Raw genomic sequence first — 22081 nt, 5'->3', positions numbered from 1 at the left:
GAAGGCGCGTCTCCGCGTTGCGCTCGACCAGCAGTTGGGCCGCAAGACCCCGCAATCCGTCAAGGACGTCGCAGAGGGCTAGCCCCAGGTGTAGTTCACGCCCACCGGGACGGCTCAACCCTCGTGTGGACGCCAATACCGTAAGCCACCGCTGGTGGCGCCGTCGGGGTCGACGTCGACCACGACGTACGGGAAGGCCCGACGATCCGACTGGTCGGGTCCGCGACCCCGGACGTCCGAACACCACGTGCCGGTGTTGACGTACCGGGTGGCGCACCCCTCGAGCGCGGACTCCAGGGCATGGTGGGTATGGCCGGAGACATACCAGGCCACCCCGGAACCGTGCGCCTCGAGGGTGCGTGCGAACCGTCCCGCTGCAGCAGGAGCCTGCTCGCCGGTGACCCGGCGCCCGGTGGCCCCGAGCACCATGCGTGTCGCCGCGACAGGGAGCGCCGACACGGTCCGGAACCGGGACAGGTGCGCCAGGTCCCGAACGGCCACCCCGTCGAGTTCGAGTCGCAGTGATTCGGCCTGCAGGAGCTCGTCGTACGCGAACTCCCGGACGCGGCGTTCTCCCCGCTCGGACGCCAGGCAGGCACGGGCGACAGCCCCGGCACGGCTCAGGCGTGACCTCGACGGCTGGGCGTTCCAGGCCGCGAGAGGTGGGGGGGCAAGCTCGTCGGTGCCGTTGATCGCCGCGCGGAGTACCTCGGGTATCCGGTGCAGCGAGTGGTGCTGGTGCCCGTGCTCGGCCACCAGCACGTGGGGTACGTGCAGGAACCACGGATGGACCTGGACCCGGGCGGGCTCTTCGGGTGACAGCAAGGCCGACAGGCGGGCGGCAACCGAGGGTCGGGCCAACTCCACGTCATGATTGCCGCAGACGAAATGCAACTGCACGCCGCGCGCCGCACATGCCCTCAGCGCCCGGAACGTGTCGGCGTGGTGGGCCAGGATGGACTCGAGCCGGGCCAGGCTCTCGTCCTCGGAGAGCCCGACCAGCTCGAACGTATCACCGACGAAGGCGACGCTCAGCTGCGGATGCGTGGGCGCGAGTACCTCGCGGCGCAGGAACTCGGGCAGTACCCTGCCCTGATGTCGGGGGTCGTCGTCGGACACGCCGAGGTGGAGGTCGCTGAGGAGCCACCACCGCGCCGCGCCGCTCATGCGAGGAGTCCCAGGACGCGGGGAAGGACGAGGAGCAGGTACATCATCCACATGATGACGACGGTCCTCCGGCTCACAGTCCCCGCCAGGTCGATCAGGGCGCCGCCTGTTGTTCGCGTGCCCTCCACGCGAGGACGTTGATGGCGCCCGTCGTGACGACGCACACTTGTCACTGCCGCGAAGCGAGGCAGAGCACCGGAAGGAGCAGCGTGCCGAGCGCGAGGTCGGTCACCCGCGGATGTCGGTACGGTGTCCGGCCCGACGCGTCGGACCTCGAGCGCGACAAGGGTGACGAGCAGGATGGCGGTTGCGAGCAGTCCCGCAAGATCGATGATCATGACGTAGCCTCCCGTCGTGCGCGTGCGGTGCATGCGAGGACGGTGATGACGCCCATCGTGACGACGCACGCCTGCCACGACCACACAGCGAGGTAGAACATCGCCGTGGACACCGCCGTGAGCGTGGCGAGGCCGAGCGCCAGGACGAGCAGCGCGCCGAGTGCTACGTCGGTCACCTGTATGAGTCGCACCAGTGCCTGCCCCGGGAGCACGACGAGGACGGCTATCGCGGCGACAGCCTGCAGCGGTGTCGGCAGCCCGGCGAGCGTCGCAAGCGACAGAGCGACGGCCGCGAGCCCGAGCGCCAGGGTGGCCCGGCTGACGCCGTTCACTGGGTCACCCGATACGCGCGAGCGTCGGCATTGCTGTAGACGAGCTCCACGCCGTCCTGCACGCTCAGCCACTGCTCCAGCTCGGCGAGTTCCCGCGCACTGCTGGTGCCCTGGAGCACGAGGCTCGCCTCCGACGAGCGCGTGAGAATGACGACGGCACCAGCTGCGTTGTGCCGGGCGTAGTCGTAGACGATCGGGCCGCACGTCGCCGTCGTCAGGTCGGACAGGCACAGGTTACTGATGGTCCGGTACCGGTGCTCGAGGTAGGCCTCGCTGCGCCACGGCGTCGGGTTCGCAGCGGAGATGATTGACGAGCCGGGCGGCGCCACTTCTTGAACGGCGGCGACGGCGTCGATCTCGCCGTCGGTGAAGACGTCGTACTTGGCGTTCCCGAACCTGCCGGTCACGGCCAGCAGGGCCAGCAGGAAGCAGGTGAGCGCAAGATACACCGTCCTACGGGAGGAGGGGCGTGTACTGCCCTCTGCAGGAAGCAGGACCGAACACGCCTGCAGGGCGATGAACGGCAGCGCGAACAGCGAGACGCGTATGAGCATCTCCCCGCCGTAGGACTGCGCGGGGAAGAGCAATATTGGAGTGACGGCGAGAAGAACAACCCGGATATCCAGGCGCCCTCGACGCCAGTCGCGCACAGCCCCCACCGCGGCGAGCGCCCACAGCACGATGGTGAGAACCACACGGATCTGCACCACGAGCACGTGTCCAGCGCTTCCGCTCACCCGATCGACGACATTCGCGTCGGTTGCGAGCTGCAATCCTGCATCCGCCAGGGGCGGGTGCCCTACGAGATAGGCACTCGCCGGGTAGACGAGCCAGAACATCAGCACGACTGCGATGATCAGGGGCAGCCGGCTGGGCCATACACGTCCACCCAGTGTGAGAGCGGTGATGGCGATGAGCAGCATGAACGGCGTCAGCTGATGGCTCGCGCAGATGACCGTGACGAGCAGGAGGATCACCGCGAGGGCGCCCACCCGATGCCCCGGCCGGCGCTCGGCGGCCGACCGCCGTCGCCACCACGACACCAGTGCGGCGCGCTTGAAGCCTCGGAACTCGGGGAGCCGCGCGGCCAACGGGCCGACGACCAGCGCGATCACGACGAGATGCAGGAAGAAGCCGAAGGCCTGGGGGGACAGGTAGTCCTGGTCCTGCCAGTTGCCGAGGCAGAAGATCCAGAGCGCGAGCCAGCGCCGTCGCCGATCGCGCGTCAGGTACCCGGTCAGCACGGCCACGGCCATGAGCCAGAGACCCACGTTGAACACCGGCGCCCACAGGGCAACGGTCACCGGGTCGAGACCGGTCGCCCCGAGCAGCGTTGCCAGGAGGGCGAAGAAACCCGGCCAGTTGAAGTACGCGTCGATGTCCGGGTCAATCCCCTTCGTGCGCGAAAGGGCGTCGGCGATGCCGAGATGCCGGAACGCGACCTCCCCTCGCGGGACGTCCGTCACGAAGGCTGCGGTCCCGAAAAGTACGAGCACGAGGACCACGATGAGCCATATCATGACCGGGCGGCGGGCCGGGCCCGCGGCATCGCCCCGCAGCGCCACGACGAAGGCGATGTTCAGAAGCAGGAGCCCCGCCCAGAACGGGTAGGGCAGCAGGGCAACGAGCCCCAGGTCGCTGTTCACGGGCACGGACACCGTGGAGGCGGCCCCCACGGCAAGCGCCAGGGACACGACGCCCGCCAGCGCGCACCACGCGTCACGGCCTTTCCAGCGCCTTACCGTACGGGTGGGCGCATCCAGTGTGCTGGTCATCATGCCTCCTGTGTCAGTCGCCGGAGGACGGCGACCAGCCGGAGGCCGACCGCCACGGCGCCGATGGTGAGCACGACCACCCAAGAAAGGGCCATGGCGCCGGCGCCCCTGTCGGCGACCGACAGCGCCGAGGCGCAGAGGGCGACGCCGAGCGCCAGGCCGACCACGATCGCCTCGGCGTACCGACCGCGGGCCCGGCACACGGCGTTGTAGGCCTGCAGCACCGTGAACGCCACCAGTCCGGCCGCCAGCCATCGTAGAGCGTCGGTGGAATTGTCGGCGTACTGCTCCCCCAGCAGGCTGAGCAGCGGGCGAGCGAGAATGGCGAGGACGGCGGCAGCCAGACCTCCCACAGCGAGCGACCAGCGCAGACTCGCCCAGGTGTTCGCCACCAGGCGGCCGGGGTCGCGGACACCCTCGGAGAACTGGACGATGCCCATCAGCATCGGAGCGGTATAGGCGGCCCAGGCCATCATCCACGCGGGGTACCAGTAGGCAGCGGCCTCAGGCGCCACCATGTGCGCGAGCAGGAGGGGCAGCACGAGCCCGGGGGTGCGCTCGGTGAGGGTGAGGAGCTGGTTCGGGAGACCCACAGCCAGCAGTGGACGGCCGCGGCGCGCCGAGCGGAAGGTCGGTCGCGGCCGGTAGCCGACCAGTCGCCGCAGCTGGACCGCACCGACGACGCATGCGACGGTCGTCCCGAGGGTCCAGCAGGCCATCAGCACGTCGGCGGAGGCGCCGTGCGCCTGCCAGGCCACGAGCGCTGCAGCCCCGAGTGAGACTCCGCCGCCCACCGTGTACCTCAGGGTCGCGGTTGCACCGCGTCCCAACGCCACGAGAGCCTGGTCCAGCACGATGACCAGGGTGCCGGTGACGGCAGCTACGAGGAAGGTGAGCCAGAAGAGGATCGATACCGAGGCCGTGTCCGGCGCCACGGCCGACTGCAGGACGAGGTAGCCGACGGCCAGCACGGTACCGGCTATCCCCACGATGGCGAACGCCGCATCGAGCACCCGCGCGGGTGGCTCCCCCCGGCCCACCGCGACGATCACGGCCGAGCCGGCGCCCAGCACCGCGAGCTGCGTGCAGATCATCACCGCGGAGACCGCGGCTACGGTGAGCCCGATCTCACGGTCGGATGTCGCACGTGCAGCGACGATCCAGAACGCAAAGCCCGCACCTGTCTGGGCGCCCTTGGCCAGGACGAGGCCGAACCAGCTGCGCAGGGAGGAGTGCCTGACGGTCGAGGCGTCCGTGACTGTAGTCCCCCGCCCAGCCCTCACGACGTGAGGCCCCTCGCTAGGCCCGCATAGTTGTACCAGCAGAAGGCCGCGTAGTAGCGCAGCCACCGGGGCTGGCCCGCGGTGAGGCTCAGCGCGCTGCCACGGACGGCCGCAGCGGCAGGTAGGAGGGCGAGCCTCGCTCCGCGCCAGCCGTGCTTGCGGATCATCCGTCCCAGACCCGTTCCGTCCATGAGGAACTGATCGAGCGCGAAGTCGAAGTCGTCCGCAGCGAAGCGGTGTTCGACCATGACCCGCTTCGACACGGCCGTTCGCAGCCCTGAATCGCGCATGCGCCAGCGCAGCTCGATGTCCTCCCCCGACTTGAACGAGTCGTCAAAACCCATGCCGAGCATCAGGTCGCGGTCGACGAGCGTCGCCACGAGCCCGAACCAGTTGCGGCTGCGGCCGGTGCGATGGTGATGTGCCAGCGCCTGCCCCCAGTAGCCCGGTCCGGCGACACTTTCGAGACCGGCCTGGAGGGCGTCGTAGCCGCCCTCCACCATCTCCGTGAGCAGGTCGGCGACCCCCGTCGGCCCGAAGACGACGTCGGCGTCGACAAGCAGGACCCACCGGGTGCTGCTGCTCTGCACGCCGAGTGTCCGAGCCCAGGGCAGGCCGCGGCCCTCGTCACTCAGGACCCGGGCGCCGACCGCTTCGGCGAGGCCGACCGTGCCGTCGGTGGAGCATCCGTCCACCACGATGATCTCGGCGACACCGGACTTACGCAGTGCCTCCAGGCAGCGCGGGAGCAGGTGCTCCGCGTTGCGGGCCGGCACGACCGCGGTGACCTGGTCAAGACTGTGCCCCACTGTGTCCCACCCCCGACGCCTGCTCGTCGAGGATCGACGGCAGCAGCTGCTCGAGGTGCTTCACGATGTCGTCCGATGCCTCGTCCGCCGAGTAAGCGGAGGGGACCTGAAGCAGGTGGCAGGGCCGTCCGTCGAGCGACTTGGTCAGCACGTCCCCCTTCGCCGCGAAGTGCTCGCGCCACGGCACGACCGACGTGGCCGCGAGGCCGGTCACGACCTGCTGCGAGAAGCCGGCCATTTCGATGTGGAAGTTGCCGAGCATGCGGTCCACCATCCAGTCCCGTGACCGCTCGACCAGACGGGACCGGGAGCCCTCGAAGCGCTCGATGTAGATGGCGGCCGCGAGCGGAGCCGAGGTCGTCACTTTACGTCCGGGGAAGGCGGCCGCTGGCTCGACCATGCGGTGCTCCGGCGACCACCGCCGCGAGAAGTCCGCAACGCGTGGGTAGCGGATGACGAACGGGTGGACCACCGTGGTGAGGCGGCCGACGGTCTGCGACAGCTGTGACGGGACGAGGGGCTTGCGGACACCTTCGAACAGGTGGGGGTAGATGTCCCGGTGGTGCGGCTTGATGAACATCGGCTTCGCATAGCCGAGCATCGTGGCGTCGTCGGCCAGGAAGGCCCAGTCGTCGCCCATGAACGACCAACCCTCGCGCCGCATCAGCTTGGCGGCGGTGCTTGTCTTCCCGGTGCCTCCGGCGGCGGGAAGCGCGATCGCGTGGCCGCGGTACGCCATCGTCGCCGCGTGGATCATGCCGGCTCCCTGACCGACCATGGCGGCATCGAGAATAGGGACCACGGAGGTCAACAGCTCACCCGGCCCGTGGACGCGCCACTGCCGGCCATCCCGCACGACCTGGACCCGGTCGGCCTGGAAACGCACGCTGTTCTCCGTGTAGGCGAGTTCGTGCTCCAGCAGACCCGCATCCGGCATCAGCTCCGGCCGGTCGTCGACAACGATGTCGGCCGGCCCTTCGCTGTCCTTGTCCGTGGCAAAGCACGCCAGCATGGTCTGAAGCTGCCTTGCTGCCGGCGCGCTCGCGTCGACGCGGATCGTGACGCGGCCGTGGATGTCGAAGTTCAGTGATCTGGTCTGCTCGGTGTGCATGGTTGTCCCCTTTGGATGAAGTCGGTCGGATCGTGTTGCTGGTGTTGACACTCTGGATTGCTCGTCCTGTCAGGCCACGCTGATGACGGGCGCGCTCAACGCGGGAAGGACGCTTGTCGGATCGGTGGGCGTTCGCGGGAAGCTCACGTTGGCGTAGGCATACTTCACGCGACGCAGTGCTTCGGGGCGAGCACCAGCTGTGGGGGCCTCCCACAGGAGGCACTCGTGCGCCATCGTGCCCAGCACCCGCCATCCGTCCCGGAAGGTCTGGAGATTCGATGCACCGGAGATGCGGTCCAGTTCGAAGCTGGGGACCTCGGCAATCCGGAGGCCTGCCCTGGCGGCCCTGACAATCAGCTCCGTCTCGATCTCGAATCCGTCGGATTCCAGCTGCAGAACCTCCAGGCATTCCCGCCGGAACGCGATGTAGCCGTAGCAGAGGTCCGAGTAGTTGCTGTGCAGAACTGCGTTGGCCAGCCCGGTCAGCGCACGGTTTCCTGTACGCCGTAGCCACGTCAGGTCCTCCGAGCCTCCTCCGGTGACGTATCGGGAACCCTTGACGAAGTCGTAGTCGTGCTGGAGCGGAGATACGAACCAGCCGATCTCTTGGGGATCCATGCTTCCATCGGCATCGAGCATGACGATGATGTCACCCGTTGCTGCAGCGAATCCTGACCGCAGTGCCACACCTTTGCCCTTACGCTTCTCGTTCACCACCACGATGTCCTCGCGGAGTGCCTGCGCCACCCCGACGGTATTGTCCGTGGAACGACCGTCGACGATGACGACTTCGTCCACGTACGTGGGCATGCGCCGGAGAACCCAAGGAATGTTCCTGGCCTCGTTCAGGGTCGGGATTACGACGCTTATGGACGCTCTCCCCGGCGTTGCCGTCGGCTTGGAGAAGGAAATTGGGAGCTGGATCGAGATAGACAAATGCCTCACCACTTCTTGGCGTGTGTAGGGAACTTCGGCCGATGGGATGCGTTGCTGCAGGACGCACCGCACCAGCGCTCACCGGGCCTCGGTCCGTTCCGTGGTCCCGGCGACTAATCCAGCCAGCGCCCCTGAATGGAATTGGAATCCCACAAAGTGGCTCTGCCCGTTGTTGGAGAATATGCCGACCCCGTGGGGTAAACACCAGTAGTGAATACTCGCTTTGAAATCGCGCCATACCTAGGGAATTTCACGCCCCCACTCGAACTAGGGGTGGAGGGGTAACAATGTGGAACCCGTTAGGTACATTGGGGGAATTTCCCCTAAGCGCGTTAGGTAGGGGGGTACTTCCAGCTGCTGGACCGGAGTGCTCCGCTCCGACTCGAGGGACGGCTCAGCGGGACTGCTCAGCGGGGCGGCGGTCGACGGCGCACAGGTCCCCGGGGTGCTCGTGTTCACAGCGTCGAGGGCGCCTGTCTGCGGGAGGGCGGCCCAGCATCCGGACGATGGGCGCAGACAACGAAAAAGGCCCCGGAGCCGAAGCTCCGGGGCCTTTCTTGGTAGCGGTGGTGGGACTCGATCCCACGACCTCACGATTATGAGTCGTGCGCTCTAACCAGCTGAGCTACACCGCCCTAAATGAGGCTGCCCGCACCGATCCGATGATCGTCACGGGCCCCTCATTCACGAGCCCCCCACCGGAATCGATCCGGTGACCTCGTTCTTACCAAGAACGCGCTCTACCACTGAGCTAGGGGGGCAACAGCAAGAAACTTTACCAGTTCCGAGCCGCTGGTGCGAAATCGTCAGCTGCTCTCAGGAGCAGACCGGGATTCCCCAGCGGACCCATGCAGAGCATGGGCCCGCTGGGGTTCAGACGCTGCTTCCTACCACTGATCGGACGTTGCGCTGGAGCGCCCGGCTCCGGCTCCGGCACCCTTCACGTGACGTGCCTTGCGGTTGGCATCGCCCGCGAAGCGGGTGTCACCGTCGCGCTTGGGGAAGTCCTTCTTGAAAGGCTTCTTAAACTCGCCGGCGCTACGGCTTCCCGCGGGCTTGCGCCCCTTGTCGAGCTCGAGGTGGATGAGCTCACCGCCGATGCGCGTCTTGGAGAGTGCTCGCAGCTGGTCCGTCGAGAGGTCGGCAGGAAGCTCCACCAGGCTGTGGTCCGCGCGGATATCGATGCCACCGATCTGGGCGGAGGACAGGCCACCCTCGTTCGCGATGGCACCGACGATCGAACCTGGCATCACCCGCTGGCGACGACCGACCGCAATGCGGTAGGTGGCGTTGCCCTCGGTGAGCGTGCGCGTCGGGCCACGCGATCCGAATGCGTCCTTGCGACCGTCGGCCCGCTCGCGCTGTCCGGCGGGAGCGACAGGGATGTCCTGAACGAGGATCGGCTGGCCGCCCTGCGCCATGACGGCAAGGGCAGCAGCGATCTCGTTGGCGGGGACGTCGTGGTCACGCTCGTAGGTGGCGATCAGGTCGCGGAACAGCCCGACCTCCTTGCCTGCAAGGGTCTGCGTGATCTTGTCCGCGAACTTGCTGAGGCGCAGCTCGTTGATCTTCTCCGTGGAGGGCAGCTGCATCTGCTCGACCGGCTGGCGCGTGGCCTTCTCGATAGAACGGAGCAGGTACTTCTCACGAGGAGTGATGAAGAGGATCGCATCGCCCGAACGGCCCGCGCGGCCGGTGCGGCCGATGCGGTGGACGTAGGACTCCGTGTCGTTCGGGATGTCGTAGTTTACGACGAGCGAGATGCGGTCCACGTCCAGGCCACGGGCAGCAACGTCCGTGGCGACCAGGATGTCGATCTTGCCGTCACGCAGCGCCTCGACGGTGCGCTCGCGCTGCTGCTGGGGGATGTCTCCGTTGATGGCTGCAGCCGAGAAGCCCCGTGAACGCAACTTGTCCGCCAGGTCTTCGGTAGCAGCCTTGGTGCGGACGAAGGCGATGATGCCGTCGTAGTCCTCCACCTCGAGGATGCGGGTCATCGCATCCAGCTTGTGCGGACCCATGACCTGCAGGTAGCGCTGGCGCGTGTTGGTGCCGGTCGTCGTCTTGCCCTTGACCGAGATCTCGGCCGGATCGTTCAGGTACTTCTTCGCGATGCGACGGATGGCAGGGGGCATGGTCGCGGAGAACAGTGCAACCTGCTTCTCCGCGGGGGTCGACGACAGGATCTGCTCGACGTCCTCGGCGAAGCCCATGCGCAGCATCTCGTCGGCCTCGTCGAGCACGACGTACTCGAGGTTGGAGAGATCCAGCGAACCCTTCGAGATGTGGTCGATGACGCGACCCGGGGTACCGACGACGACCTGCGCACCGCGGCGCAGCCCGTTGAGCTGCGGTCCGTAGGGCGCTCCGCCGTAGACGGGAAGGACGGTGAAGCCCTCCATGTGCTTTGCGTAGGAGGTGAACGCATCGGCTACCTGCAGCGCGAGCTCGCGGGTCGGTGCGAGCACCAGAACCTGCGTGTTCTTGCTGGGGCCGCCGTTGACATCCGCCAGTTCCGCCATTTTCGACAGCGCGGGGACGGCGAACGCGGCGGTCTTGCCGGTGCCGGTCTGCGCCAGTCCGACGACGTCGCGGCCTTCGAGCAGCGCGGGGATCGTCGCAGCCTGGATGGGTGAGGGCTTCTCGTAGCCGAGATCGGTCAGCGCAGCGAGGATGCGGCCGTCGAGGTTCAGGTCGGTGAAGCGGATGTCCACGCCGTCGTCGTCGGACTCTGCCGCGGGAACCGCTGCGGTGGCCTCGATGACGGGGGTGGTGTCGATGATGTGCTCGGACAGGTTTTCAGGCACGGGGAATGATCCTCCAGGTAGGTGCCGGTCGGCCCTACGGACTGGAGTCCGGGGAGCCGAATGAACATAGAGTTCCGGCACTGTTTCAATCCCGAGGCCGAACTCCTCGTCACACGTGGTTCTCTGCTCTCTCAGCAGTGATGTGTGACTTTTCTTCTAGCCGGCGCTCCCTGATGAATCTGCTCGCGAGTCTGTGCTCCGAGCCCCAACACAACCTATCCGACCCTGAAGGGCGGAAGTAATGGGAATACCGGTGTGGGGATGTTTCAAGTCTACGGCACTCCCATGCCGGTGCGATCCAGGAAGGGCAGTTCGGGAGGTGACCTTCGGCACGTCAGGCCAGGGCGGCGACCTTCAGTCCCTGTAGTGCGGACTTGCGCACCTGCGGCGTGAGGGTGATCTCCCCTGCCTCGGCGGAATCGAGCAGGCGCTGCGCCTGCCGGTCGTCGAGGCCCGCGTAGACCTGCGCCGCGGAGACGCCGTGCCCCGGGACTCCGGTCACGCGAATCCCATCGCCGGCGCGGATGCTGCCCTTGGTCACGACGCTGAGGTACGTGCCGACCCGGTTGGCCTCGGCGAACCTCCTGACCCAGGACCTCTCCCCCAGGTAGCGCGCGAAATTGACGCACGGCGTGCGCGGCATGGTGACCTCGAGCACCACCTGCTCTCCGACCGCCCAGCGTTCGCCGATGACGGCGTTCGACGCGTCTATCCCGGCGACGCGAAGGTTCTCGCCGAACAGGCCCGGCGTCACCTCCCGTCCCAGCTGCCGTGTCCAGAAATCCGCGTCCTCCTGGGAGTAGGCATAAAGGGCCTTCGTGGGTCCGCCGTGGTGTTTCCTGCTCGCCTGGATGTCGCCGGTGAGGCCCAGCGGATGCACGTTCACCGGTCCCTCGACAGCACGCTTGTCGATCGCCGTGACACCGGTGGAGTCCTTCGTGGGCAGGAGTTCGTGCACGCGGCAGACAGCGAGGAGGCTTCCAGTGGTCATGGCGATCATCCTATGCGGCGCCCTTTGCCGACGCGGTGTGCGGCCGGGTCAGGGCTCGAAGCGGTAGCCCATCCCGCTCTCGGTGAGGAAATAGCGGGGCACGCCGGGATCGGTCTCGAGTTTCTTGCGCAGCTGCGCCATGTACACGCGGAGGTACTGCACGTCCTTCGCGTACGCGGGACCCCAGACGTCGAGCAGGAGCTGTTGCTGCGAGACGAGCTGTCCGGGGTGGGCGATCAGCCTGTCCACGATCTTCCACTCGGTCGGCGTGAGCCTGATGTCCCGTCCGTCCCTGACGACACGCCGCGCGCCGGCGTCGAGCGTGAAGTCGGGCGTCACGATGACCGGTGCATCGACGTCGATTGCTGCCCGCCGTGCCGCCGCCCGCAATCGGGCCAGGAGTTCGTCGAGGCCGAAGGGCTTCGTCACGTAGTCGTCCGCGCCGGCGTCGAGCGCATCCACCTTGTCCTGCGAGCCGTGCCTGGCTGACAGCACGATGATGTGCACCTGAGACCAGCCGCGAATCCTACGGATGACCTCCACGCCGTCGATGTCCGGCAGGCCCAGGTCCAGCACGATGATGTCCGGGTGATGCTCCGAGGCGGCGTCGAGTGCGGTCTCGCCGTCGACCGCCGTCACGCACTGGTAGCCATGGGCGCGGAGGTTGATCTCCAGGGCGCGCAGGAGCTGCGGCTCGTCGTCGACCACCAGCACGCGGGTCACAGCTCCACGACCCCGGTCGAGATGGGAAGACGAATCACGAGCGTAAGGCCCCCGCCGGGTGTCTGTTCGGCGTCGAGCACTCCGCCCATCACCTCCGTGAACCCCTTGGCCACCGCCAGGCCGAGTCCGACGCCCGCACCCGATGGTGCATCATCGAGGCGCTGGAACGGACGGAACATGGCCTCGACATCGTCCCGCGAGACGCCGTGCCCGTGGTCGATGACGCGCAACTCGCTCGCAGGGAAACCCTTGATCAGCGCCCTGCCTGTTCCACCGACAGAGGCGGTGACCTCGATGGCAGCGTCAGGCGCGTACCTCACCGCGTTCTCTACGATGTTTGCGATCACACGCTCCAGCAGGCCGGAATCCGCCTCGATCGCGGGCAGGTTCGGCGGGATGGTCACCTGCACCCGGTCCTGCGGCACATTGGCGAGTGCGGGCCCGACGACGTCGGTCCATTTCAGCGGTCGCACGTGCGGGTTCACGGCATCGCCCGTGATGCGTGACATGTCGAGCAGATTGTTGACGAGCGCATCGAGCCGGTCGGAGTAGTCCTCGATGGTCTCGAGCAGCTCGTCCTCGTCCTCCTGCGAGAAGGTCACATCGGACTGCCGCAGGCTGCTCACTGCGAGCTTGATACCGGCCAGCGGCGTGCGCAGGTCGTGGGAGACGGAACGCAGGATAGCCGTGCGCATGACGTTGCCCTCGACGAGCCTCCTGTTGGTGCGCGTGCTGGCGAGTAGCTCCTGGCGCTGGAGCAGGGATCGGAGTTGGCCGGCGAAGGCCCGCAGCAGGCCGCGCTCGCGGGCAGAGAGCGGGTGTCCGTAGAGGGCCAGGGAGAAATCTCCGTCGATGGGCTCCGCCGCAGTGGCCTCGGCCAGGGCCCACCGGTCGGAGTCCATCATCGAGGAGGCTCCCGAACTGCCGCGCTCGGCCGGTGTGGAGGAGGACGCTCCCCCGGGTAGCTGCGCCCTGACCGCGAGGGCCTTGCGTCCCACGGCGCTCCCATCGGGGGCCGCCGGCATCACGTCGTCGTCCGGTCCCGTCCGTCCGAACAGGACCACCGCATCGACGTCGAACTGGATCTGGACGTGCCGCAGGAATCCCTGCAGGGTGTCCTCCTCCGCCAGGGCGCCACGGGCCAGCTCGCCGAGCAACGCCGCTTCCTGCTGGGCCATGGCCGCCTCCCGGGACCGGCGCGCCGACAGCCCGACCACGAGGGAGACCGTCACGGCGACGGCGATGAAGATCAGCACCGTCGCGACGTTCTCGGCCTCGGAGATCTCGAGGGAGCCGAAGGGTTCGGTCGAGGTGTAGTTCAGGATGATGCTGCTCCACAGGGCCGCCAGTAGCGCCGGCCAGAGCCCGCCGATCAGCGCGACGGCGATGACCCCCGCGATCTGGAAGAGGACGTCCACCGCGAGCAGCGAGCTGCCCACCGAGAAGACGGCCACCTCGAGCAGCGGCGGGAGGACGAGGGCGACAACGCACCCGGCGGCGACCCTCAAGCGGCCAACGGGAGCCACGAGGGTCCGCCGGGATGCGGTCACCATCAGGGGTTGCGGCTGCCGGTGCCGTGGACGACGTCGTCGACAGGGCTGTCCTGCCACGCATCCTCCGCGCCTGTTCGCGGGGCGACCTGTCCGGCGGCCGCGGACAGCGGTGCCAGGGTCCGGGACAGGAGGACCCAGAACACGGTGACGGCGAGCGCGCAGACCACGCCCGCGCTGGAGGCCATCAGCCATCCGGTGGTCAGCTGCGAGTTGAGGTCCTCGGCACCGAGCAGCAAGCCGATGGTCTTCGGCGAGTAGATGAAGACCAGGAGTGTGACGACGAAGAGAACTGCCGCCGTCGCCCGTAGTCCGCGCAGTTCCGTCGGCAGCCCTGCCGCCTGCCCCGCAAGGACTGCCAGGACCACGACGATCCAGACCCAGTGGTGGGACCACGAGATCGGGGAGATGAGGAGCATGAGCACAGCGGTCATGGCCATCGGCAGGAACCGGTCGCCACGTTGCTTCGACGTGCGGATGATGTACGCCGTTGCCGCGACCAGCAGCAGGGAGACGAGCAGCCACGGGACGGTGGAGGGGAACCCGGGGCCCATGAAGTGGAGGATCGCGCCGCGGATCGACAGGTTGTCCACATAACCCTCGCCGCCGATGCGGCCCGTATCCCGAAGCATCTGAAGCCAGTACGTCGTCGACTCGGCGGGCAGGAGGAGGAAACCGAGGGCGATCGTGCCGAAGAAACCGCCCGCCATCGTGAAGAGCTGCTTCCACTCCCCGCGCACCAGGAAGTACAGCCCGAAGACCAGGGGCGTCAGCTTGACGCCGGCCGCAATGCCGGTGAGCAGTCCTGTGGGCATTCTGCGGTGAGGGCCCGAGAGCAGGTCGGCGGCGATCATCGCGAAGAGCAGGATGTTGACCTGGGAGAAGGCCATGGTCTCGCGCCACGGACCGAGCAGGCAGACGAGGCCGGTGCCGGCGATCGCCAGGGGTAGCGCGGACGGGTGGGCGACGACGTCGCGCACGCTGCGGAAACCGCCGAGGTAGCGCGTGATCAGCAACGACGTCACAGCGGCGACGAGAACGGACAGTCCGACGAAGAGGACGGCTCCCGTCTCGGCGCTGACGAGGGTCAGAACGGTGAAGGCGAGCGCGGCGAACGGCGGGTAGGTGAAGAGGAGCGAGCCCTCGCCCTCGCCGAAGGACCGCGTGTAGAGAGAGCCATCGCCGTCGACCACGGACTGTCCGCCCATCCGGTACACGCGGAAATCGAGGCCGATCACATCGGCCCAGGCATACGCCCACACCGCCAGCGCTGCGGCGACGACCACTGCGGCGACGAGGCCGAGCACCCGCAAAGCTGCCGGTGTACTGCGCTGACTCATGCTTGCCTTCCGGAGGTCCTGAGGTGGAGCCGGGCCCCCTCGAACCCGGGGAACGGCTCATCCAGTGTAGGCACGGCCCCCTCGAAGCCGTTCGCAGGCGGATATGGTGGAAATCACCCCTCCCCCTGCGAAAGGCCGATCCACCGATGTCATCCTCCAGCGGCACCACCGCTCCCGTCACAGCCATCACGAACGCGCACGTCGTCCCGATCGACGGCGAACCGTTCGACGGCACCGTCATCGTCGAGGACGGCCGGATCACCGCGCTGGGCGCTTCCGTCGCCGTGCCCGACGCCGCCACCGTCGTCGATGCGGGCGGCAAATGGCTGCTCCCCGGCTTCGTCGACGCGCATGTCCACCTCGGTACGCACGAAGAGGGTGAGGGCACCGCGGGAGACGACACCAACGAGATGACGCAACCGAACACAGCCGGTGTCCGGGCCATCGACGCCATCAACCCCTACGACCCCGGGTTCGACGACGCCCTCGCGGGTGGGGTGACCACGGTGAACGTCAATCCCGGGTCGGGCAACCCCATCGGTGGACTCGCTGTCGCCATCCACACCCATGGGCGCTACCTCGAGGAGATGGTGCTGCGCTCCCCCAGCGGCCTGAAGTCGGCGCTCGGCGAGAACCCGAAGCGCGTCTACGGAGGCAAGGACAAGATGCCGTCGACCCGCCTGGGCACGGCACTCGTGATCCGTGAGGCGTTCATGAAGGCCCAGAACTACATGGGCAAGGCCGACGAGAACGCGCGCGATCCTCACCTCGAAGCACTCGCCATGGTGCTGCGCCGGGAGATCCCCTGGCGCCAGCATGCACACCGCGCCGACGACATCGCGACAGCCATCCGCATCGCCGACGAGTTCGGGTACGACCTCGTGCTGGACCACGGAACCGAGGCTCACCTGCTCGGTGACGTCCTGGCGGAGCGCGGGATCCCCGTGTTGATCGGGCCCCTCTTCACCACGAAGTCCAAGGTGGAGCTGCGAGGCCGCTCGATCGCGAACCCCGGCAAGCTCGCGAAGGCCGGCGTCGAGATCTCGATCATCACGGACCACCCCGTCATCCCGATCAACTTCCTGGTGCACCAGGCCACCCTCGCGATCAAGGAGGGCCTGGACCGGGAGACCGCACTGCGCTCGATCACCATCAATCCCGCGAAGGTCCTCGGTCTCGCCGACCGCCTCGGCTCGCTCGCCGTCGGCAAGGACGCGGATCTGGTCCTGTGGAGCGGCGATCCCCTCGACGTCATGCAGCGCGCCCTGCAGGTCTGGATCGGCGGTGCCGAGGTCTACTCGTACGACACCGGGACGCACACCGCCACCGTCGCTCCACGGGGCTAGGTCATCCCCTTGGCGGGTCCCCTGCCGCGGCGGCCGTTCACGCTGCGCGCCGCGATCATCCTGTGGCTCGTGGTCTCGGTGCTGCTGGCGGTCGCGGCGGGCACTTTCGTCGCGTCGGCCGCTGCGCAGAACCTCGAGCGGGCCGGCCTCATCGGACTCGGGGCGCTCTTCGGGGGGCTCGCGGCCCTCCAGTTGCTCCTCCTGCTTCCGCTGCGTCGGGGCAGGCGGGGTGCCCGGGAACTGCTGAGCACCATCGGCATCATCGTGGGGGTGCCGATCATCGTGCGCGGGACGCCGGGGCTGTCCCTCATCGCGGGGGCCATGCTCGTCGCGGTGCTGCTCATGTGGTTGCCGCAGAGCAGCGACTACTTCCAGCTGACGCATCCCAAGGCCAGGAAGAAGTTCCGGCTCCCGGGGTCCCGTTAGTACCCGGCTTCTGGGCATGCATGACGCCGCAGCAGCCCGGCCGGCGCCGCCGCGGTCGCCGTCGTTCCCGGTTCCAGTCGCGCCGCCGCGGTCGCCGTCGTTCCCGGTTGTTGGCACCGAACCGCGTGTCGGGGCCCAACACGCCGGCGGGATCCTGTGTCCTGGTCGGAACGCGGGAACGACGGCGGTCGCACGGGCCCGGACGCACGAAAGGCCCCTCCGGAGGGAGGGGCCTTTCTTCGTCGAAGCCCTAGCGCAGGGAACCGATAGCCTTCTCGAGGTCGCCGATCAGGTCCTCGATGTCCTCGATGCCGACCGACAGCCGGATCAGGTTCTCGGGAACGGCGAGCTCCGTACCCTTGACGGACGCATGCGTCATGTCCGACGGGTAGTTCATCAGCGACTCGATGCCGCCCAGGGACTCCGCGAGGATGAAGACCTGCGTCGACTCCGCGACCTTCTTCGCCGCTTCCGCGCCTCCCTTGAACGTCGCGGAGATCATGCCGCCGAAGTCCTTCATCTGCGCAGCAGCCAGGTCGTGGCCGGGGTGCTCGGGCAGACCGGGGTAGTACACGCGCTCCACCTCGTCCTGTTCCTGCAGCCAGCGGGCGATCGCCATCGCGTTCGACGAGTGGCGGTCCATGCGGACCCCGAGGGTCTTGAGCCCGCGCGTCGTCAGCCAGGCCTCCATCGGCGCGGACACGGCCCCGACGGCGAACTGGATAAAGCCGATCTTCTCGGCGAGCTCGTCGTCGTTCACTACGACGGCCCCGCCGCTGGCGTCCGAATGCCCGCCGATGTACTTGGTCGTCGAGTGCACGACGACGTCGGCACCGAACGCGAGCGGCTGCTGCAGATAGGGCGACGCGAAGGTGTTGTCGACGACGAGCAGGGCACCGGCGTCGTGCGCGAGCTGGGCGGTGGCGGCGATGTCGGTGATCTTCATCATCGGGTTCGACGGTGTCTCGACCCACACCATCTTGGTGTTGTTGGCCGTGATGGCAGCCTGAACCGCGGCGACATCGGCCATGTCGACGGCCGAGTTGGTGATACCCCACTGCGACAGGACACGGTCGATCAGGCGGTAGGTCCCGCCGTACGCGTCGTTGCCGAGGACGATGTGATCCCCGGGACGCAGCGCGGCACGGATGAGTGCGTCCTCGGCGGCGAGGCCGGAGGAGAAACTGAAGGCGTGCTCGCCGCCCTCGAGGGCCGCGATCTGGGTCTGCAGCGAATCCCGCGTCGGGTTGGTGCCGCGCCCGTACTCGTAGCCGTTGCGCAGCTTGCCGATACCGTCCTGCGCGAACGTGGTGGTCTGGTACAGGGGCGGGATCACCGCTCCGGTCGTGCGGTCGGGGGTCTGGCCTGCGTGGACGGCTCGGGTGTTGAAGCCCTGGGCGTCAGAATGCGTCACGATGCTCCTGGAATGCGGATGAATGAGGTTACTTGCTCATATATGTCAGCAAGTCGTGACGCGTAAGAATTCCCACGGGCGACCCGACGAACGTCACCATCAGCGTGTCGCTGTCCTGGAGCCGCTCGCGCGCCGTGCCGATGGATTCGAGCGATCCGATGAGGGGCAGCCTCCCGTCCATGTGCTGGGAGATCTTGTCCGTCAGCTTCGCTTCGCCGTGGAAGATCTTTGCCGTCAGGGAACGCTCGTCGACCGATCCCAGCACCTCGCCCATCTTCACCGGAGGTTCCTGCGACAGCACCGGGATGCTGGAGACGCCGTACTCGTCCATGATCGAGATGACGTCGCGGACCGTCTCGGTGGGGTGTGTGTGCACCAGGTCCGGCATGGAGCCGCTCTTGGACCGGAGCACCTCGCCGACACTCGCGTCGTCCCCGCTGTCCATGAAGCCGTAGGACTTCATCCAGTCGTCGTTGAAGATCTTGCCCAGGTAACCGCGCCCGCCGTCGGGCAGGAGGACCACGACGACGTCGTCCGCTGTCAGGTCCTTCGCCACGCGCAGCGCAGCGACGACCGCCATCCCGCAGGAGCCGCCGACCAGCAGTCCTTCCTCGCGTGCGAGGCGCCGGGTCATCTCGAAGCTCTCCGCGTCGGTAACGGCGTGGATCTCGTCGGGGACGGCGGGGTCGTAGCTGTCGGGCCACATGTCCTCGCCGACGCCCTCCACGAAATAGGGACGCCCGGTTCCGCCGGAATAGATGGAGCCCTCGGGATCCGCACCGATGATGCGCACGGGGCCGCCCTCGCGGTCCGCGGAGACCTCCTTGAGGTAGCGACCGGTGCCGGTGATGGTACCGCCGGTTCCGACACCCGTGACGAAGTGCGTCACCTTCCCGTCGGTGTCGTTCCAGATCTCGGGACCCGTGGTCTCGTAATGGCTGAGCGGACCGTTCTGGTTGGAGAACTGGTCCGGCTTGTAGGCGCCGGGAATCTCGCGGACCAGCCGGTCGGAGACGCCGTAGTAGGACTGCGGGCTGTCGGGGGCTACTGCGGTCGGGGTGACGACGACCTCGGCACCGTAGGCCTTGAGGACGTTCCGCTTGTCCTCGCCGACCTTGTCCGGCACCACGAAGACGCACTTGTAGCCGCGCTGCTGCGCGACAAGGGCGAGGCCGACGCCGGTGTTGCCGGAGGTCGGTTCGACGATGGTGCCGCCGGGCTTGATCTTTCCCTCGGCCTCGGCGGCGTCGAGGATCTTGGCCGCGATGCGGTCCTTCACCGATCCGCCCGGGTTGAGGTATTCGACCTTCGCGAGGATGGTGGCTGCGATGCCGTCGGTGACGGAGTTGAGCTTGACCAGCGGGGTGTTGCCGATCAGGTCAACGATGGAATTGGCGTACTTCATGGATACAAAGTTACCGGCTGCAGGCCCCACCTCCGTGCCGCCGTTACGCCGCGGGACGCGAACCGGGCCGCATCGGGGCTCCGCAGTACCCGGAGCATGCTTCCGGGAGCGGAACACACGGTGCCAGTCGCACGGCAGCTGAGCCTAGGCTTGGATCCGTACGCCGTCCGCCGACAAGGAGCATCAGCCATGACGAACACCTATCGCATCGCCGTCATCGCCGGGGACGGCATCGGCAAGGAGGTCATGCCGGAGGGTCTGCGCGCGCTCCAGGCCGCCGCAGACCGTTACGGTTTCGCGGTGGACGCCGTCGAGTTCGACTACGCCAGCGCCGAGTACTACCTCGAGCACGGCCAGATGCTCCCTGACGGCTGGTTCGAGGAGCTGCGCACCTTCGACGCCATCTTCTTCGGTGCCGTCGGCTGGCCCGATGTCGTCCCCGATCATGTGTCCCTCTGGGGCAGCCTGCTCCAGTTCCGCCGCCACTTCGACCAGTACGTGAACCTGCGCCCGGTGAGGCTGCTCCCCGGCATCACGAGTCCGCTGGCGGGCCGGAAGCCGGGCGACGTCGACTTCTACGTGGTCCGCGAGAACACCGAGGGTGAGTACTCGAGCGTCGGCGGCCGGATGTTCGAGGGCACGGACCGCGAGACGGTCATCCAGGACACGGTGATGACGCGCACCGGGGTGGACCGGATCCTCCGCTACGCCTTCGAGCTGGCTCGGAAGCGCGGCGCCAGGCACCTCACCTCGGCGACGAAGAGCAACGGCATCTCCATCACCATGCCCTACTGGGACGAGCGCGTGGAGGCGATGGCGGCACACTACGACGACGTCCGCGTGGACAAGTTCCACATCGACATCCTGTGCGCGAACTTCGTGCTGCACCCGGACTGGTTCGATGTCGTCGTCGCCAGCAACCTCTTCGGCGACATCCTCTCCGATCTCGGTCCGGCCTGCACGGGGACGATCGGTGTTGCCCCGAGCGGCAATATCAACCCGGACCGCACCTTCCCGAGCCTTTTCGAACCGGTGCACGGCTCGGCGCCGGACATCGCCGGACAGGGCATCGCGAATCCCGTGGGGCAGATCTGGAGCGCCTCCATGATGCTGGACCACCTCGGCGAGGTGGAAGCTGCCGCTGGGATCCTTGCCGCGATCGAGTCGACCCTGGCATCGGGCGGCGACGCGCTGACCCGCGACCTGGGCGGAACCGGCACGACGGCGTCGCTCGGCTCGACCATCGCCCGGTCCATCGCGGGATAGACCGGGCCGCCACGCCCTGGGCGCCACGCCGCACCGGCCAGGAACCGGGGCCGTACCCGTGGCACCATGGATGAATGACCATCGCACCCGCCGTCGTGCCTTCGGGCGCGCAAGTGACGGAGTGGATTCCCGACGGTCCCTACAATCTGGCAGGGACCGTCGGCACGTTGCAGTGCGGTGCGCACGACCCGTCCTTCATCGTCCAGGGACCCGATCACTGGCTGGCGTTCCGGACCGTCGACGGGCCCGTCACCCTCCTCCTGCGCCAGCGCGGTCCCCTGAACGGAAGCAGGATCCACGCGACTGCCTGGGGTGCCGGCGCCGCCTCGGCCCTGGAATCATTGCCTCGCCTGCTCGGGGCCGACGATGACTGGAGCGCGTTCGACAGCCCCGAGGTCCGCGAATCCCTGCCCGAACTCGCGCGCAAGGGGAGGTACCTGAATCCGGGGCTGCGCCTGCCAGCCTCCGGCCGCATGCTCGACACCGTGGCCCGGGTGATCCTGGAGCAGAAGGTCACCGGTCTCGAGGCCAAGCGTGCCTGGCGCTACCTACTGGCCCGCTACGGCGACCCGGCCCCGGGCGCCGGAGACATCGCACCCGCAGCGCTCCGCCTCCCGCCGACCGCCGAGCAGTGGCGCCGCGTCCCGTCCTGGGAGTGGCACAAAGCCGGCGTCGACTCGAAGCGGTCGGCGACCATCCTCAAGGCCGCCCACGTGGCCAGCGGCCTGGAACGCCTCTCCACCCAGCCCGGCGGCGACGCCGTCCGGGCGGGCCTGGGATCGATTCCGGGAATCGGCGTCTGGACGATCGCAGAGGTGGTGCAGCGCACCCACGGCTGCCCCGACTCCATCTCCGTCGGCGACTACCACCTCGCCGCCTACGTGGGGGCAGCCCTCACGGGACGGCGCACCGACGACGCCGGCATGATCGAACTGCTCGAGCCGTGGAAGGGCCAGCGACAGCGCGTCGTCCGTTCCCTCTACGCGAGCGGCTTCCGTAAGCCGACCTTCGGGCCTCGCCTCTCCCCCGAGGATCACCGAGCGCGCTGATCCCGCACCTACC

At 67.8% G+C, this 22081-nt stretch carries 19 protein-coding genes and 2 tRNA genes; 4 read left to right on the top strand and 17 right to left on the bottom strand.

All coding sequences use genetic code 11. From position 1 onward, the window contains the following. Positions 1-114: 114 nt before the first annotated feature. From RCH21_RS06345 to RCH21_RS06275, 15 genes are all read right to left on the bottom strand, one after another. Positions 115-1167 carry a hypothetical protein gene (locus tag RCH21_RS06345; protein WP_326963648.1) on the bottom strand — a complete coding sequence of 351 codons (1053 nt, stop codon included), beginning with the start codon at positions 1165-1167 and terminating at the stop codon, positions 115-117. After that, entirely contained in the window at positions 1164-1538 is a 375-nt protein-coding gene (locus RCH21_RS06340; protein ID WP_326963647.1) for a hypothetical protein, read from the bottom strand. The genes RCH21_RS06345 and RCH21_RS06340 overlap by 4 nt, the downstream gene beginning before the upstream one ends. After that, positions 1502-1837 carry a hypothetical protein gene (locus tag RCH21_RS06335; RefSeq protein WP_120147137.1) on the bottom strand — a complete coding sequence of 112 codons (336 nt, stop codon included), beginning with the start codon at positions 1835-1837 and terminating at the stop codon, positions 1502-1504. Before RCH21_RS06335 ends, RCH21_RS06340 begins: the two co-directional genes overlap by 37 nt. Then, entirely contained in the window at positions 1834-3612 is a 1779-nt protein-coding gene (locus RCH21_RS06330) for a glycosyltransferase (RefSeq protein ID WP_326963646.1), read from the bottom strand. Before RCH21_RS06330 ends, RCH21_RS06335 begins: the two co-directional genes overlap by 4 nt. After that, positions 3612-4895 (bottom strand): lipopolysaccharide biosynthesis protein, encoded by a 1284-nt coding sequence (locus RCH21_RS06325; protein ID WP_326963645.1) that lies wholly within the window; start codon positions 4893-4895, stop codon positions 3612-3614. The genes RCH21_RS06330 and RCH21_RS06325 overlap by 1 nt, the downstream gene beginning before the upstream one ends. Then, the gene (locus RCH21_RS06320) at positions 4892-5704 is read right to left on the bottom strand and encodes a glycosyltransferase family 2 protein (protein WP_326963644.1); all 813 of its coding nucleotides are present in this window, start codon (positions 5702-5704) and stop codon (positions 4892-4894) included. The genes RCH21_RS06325 and RCH21_RS06320 overlap by 4 nt, the downstream gene beginning before the upstream one ends. Further along, positions 5688-6815 carry a hypothetical protein gene (locus tag RCH21_RS06315; protein ID WP_326963643.1) on the bottom strand — a complete coding sequence of 376 codons (1128 nt, stop codon included), beginning with the start codon at positions 6813-6815 and terminating at the stop codon, positions 5688-5690. Before RCH21_RS06315 ends, RCH21_RS06320 begins: the two co-directional genes overlap by 17 nt. A gap of 69 nt (positions 6816-6884) precedes the next feature. Continuing rightward, positions 6885-7760, bottom strand: a complete 876-nt coding sequence (locus RCH21_RS06310) for a glycosyltransferase family 2 protein (RefSeq protein ID WP_326963642.1) — start codon at positions 7758-7760, stop codon at positions 6885-6887. Positions 7761-8309: 549 nt separating this feature from the next. Further along, a tRNA-Met gene (locus tag RCH21_RS06305) sits at positions 8310-8386 on the bottom strand. A gap of 54 nt (positions 8387-8440) precedes the next feature. Continuing rightward, positions 8441-8512, bottom strand: a tRNA-Thr gene (locus RCH21_RS06300). Positions 8513-8638: 126 nt separating this feature from the next. After that, positions 8639-10558: a DEAD/DEAH box helicase gene (locus tag RCH21_RS06295; RefSeq protein ID WP_442784675.1), complete on the bottom strand. Its 1920-nt coding sequence runs from the start codon at positions 10556-10558 to the stop codon at positions 8639-8641. Positions 10559-10892: 334 nt separating this feature from the next. After that, positions 10893-11549: an MOSC domain-containing protein gene (locus tag RCH21_RS06290; RefSeq protein WP_326963641.1), complete on the bottom strand. Its 657-nt coding sequence runs from the start codon at positions 11547-11549 to the stop codon at positions 10893-10895. Between the two features lie 48 nt (positions 11550-11597). Beyond that, a complete protein-coding gene (locus RCH21_RS06285) occupies positions 11598-12272 on the bottom strand; it encodes a response regulator (RefSeq protein WP_326963640.1) in 675 nt (224 codons plus the stop codon). After that, the gene (locus tag RCH21_RS06280) at positions 12269-13825 is read right to left on the bottom strand and encodes an ATP-binding protein (RefSeq protein WP_326963639.1); all 1557 of its coding nucleotides are present in this window, start codon (positions 13823-13825) and stop codon (positions 12269-12271) included. The genes RCH21_RS06285 and RCH21_RS06280 overlap by 4 nt, the downstream gene beginning before the upstream one ends. Next, positions 13825-15162, bottom strand: coding sequence for a glycosyltransferase 87 family protein (locus RCH21_RS06275; protein WP_326963638.1), 1338 nt, complete (start codon positions 15160-15162; stop codon positions 13825-13827). The genes RCH21_RS06280 and RCH21_RS06275 overlap by 1 nt, the downstream gene beginning before the upstream one ends. 146 nt (positions 15163-15308) lie before the next feature. Here RCH21_RS06275 and RCH21_RS06270 point away from each other — a divergent pair, with 146 nt between their 5' ends. Continuing rightward, positions 15309-16508: an amidohydrolase gene (locus RCH21_RS06270; RefSeq protein WP_326963637.1), complete on the top strand. Its 1200-nt coding sequence runs from the start codon at positions 15309-15311 to the stop codon at positions 16506-16508. A gap of 9 nt (positions 16509-16517) precedes the next feature. After that, a complete protein-coding gene (locus tag RCH21_RS06265; RefSeq protein ID WP_326963636.1) occupies positions 16518-16934 on the top strand; it encodes a hypothetical protein in 417 nt (138 codons plus the stop codon). A gap of 250 nt (positions 16935-17184) precedes the next feature. Here the strand turns inward: RCH21_RS06265 and RCH21_RS06260 are convergent, their stop codons facing one another. Beyond that, positions 17185-18348, bottom strand: a complete 1164-nt coding sequence (locus RCH21_RS06260) for a cystathionine gamma-synthase (protein WP_326963635.1) — start codon at positions 18346-18348, stop codon at positions 17185-17187. A 28-nt stretch (positions 18349-18376) separates the two neighbouring features. Continuing rightward, positions 18377-19753: a cystathionine beta-synthase gene (locus tag RCH21_RS06255; protein WP_326963634.1), complete on the bottom strand. Its 1377-nt coding sequence runs from the start codon at positions 19751-19753 to the stop codon at positions 18377-18379. A gap of 189 nt (positions 19754-19942) precedes the next feature. Between RCH21_RS06255 and RCH21_RS06250 the strand changes: the two genes are divergently transcribed. Beyond that, positions 19943-21019, top strand: a complete 1077-nt coding sequence (locus RCH21_RS06250) for a tartrate dehydrogenase (RefSeq protein WP_326963633.1) — start codon at positions 19943-19945, stop codon at positions 21017-21019. 74 nt (positions 21020-21093) lie between these two features. Next, a complete protein-coding gene (locus RCH21_RS06245) occupies positions 21094-22068 on the top strand; it encodes a DNA-3-methyladenine glycosylase family protein (protein ID WP_326963632.1) in 975 nt (324 codons plus the stop codon). The last annotated feature ends 13 nt before the right edge of the window (positions 22069-22081 follow it).

Origin of the sequence: Arthrobacter sp. PL16 (assembly GCF_035985055.1) — a bacterium.
Lineage (GTDB): Bacteria > Actinomycetota > Actinomycetes > Actinomycetales > Micrococcaceae > Arthrobacter_D > Arthrobacter_D cheniae.
Note: the sequence above shows the minus strand (reverse complement) of the source record. Positions and strands in the feature narration are given on the sequence as shown.

Coding starts and splice junctions, on each gene's coding strand:
- RCH21_RS06315 (WP_326963643.1), bottom strand. CDS start 6,815: ATGCACACCGAGCAGACCAGATCACTGAACTTCGACATCCACGGCCGC.
- RCH21_RS06345 (WP_326963648.1), bottom strand. CDS start 1,167: ATGAGCGGCGCGGCGCGGTGGTGGCTCCTCAGCGACCTCCACCTCGGC.
- RCH21_RS06280 (WP_326963639.1), bottom strand. CDS start 13,825: ATGGTGACCGCATCCCGGCGGACCCTCGTGGCTCCCGTTGGCCGCTTG.
- RCH21_RS06255 (WP_326963634.1), bottom strand. CDS start 19,753: ATGAAGTACGCCAATTCCATCGTTGACCTGATCGGCAACACCCCGCTG.
- RCH21_RS06250 (WP_326963633.1), top strand. CDS start 19,943: ATGACGAACACCTATCGCATCGCCGTCATCGCCGGGGACGGCATCGGC.
- RCH21_RS06330 (WP_326963646.1), bottom strand. CDS start 3,612: ATGACCAGCACACTGGATGCGCCCACCCGTACGGTAAGGCGCTGGAAA.
- RCH21_RS06245 (WP_326963632.1), top strand. CDS start 21,094: ATGACCATCGCACCCGCCGTCGTGCCTTCGGGCGCGCAAGTGACGGAG.
- RCH21_RS06340 (WP_326963647.1), bottom strand. CDS start 1,538: ATGCACCGCACGCGCACGACGGGAGGCTACGTCATGATCATCGATCTT.
- RCH21_RS06275 (WP_326963638.1), bottom strand. CDS start 15,162: ATGAGTCAGCGCAGTACACCGGCAGCTTTGCGGGTGCTCGGCCTCGTC.
- RCH21_RS06270 (WP_326963637.1), top strand. CDS start 15,309: ATGTCATCCTCCAGCGGCACCACCGCTCCCGTCACAGCCATCACGAAC.
- RCH21_RS06290 (WP_326963641.1), bottom strand. CDS start 11,549: ATGACCACTGGAAGCCTCCTCGCTGTCTGCCGCGTGCACGAACTCCTG.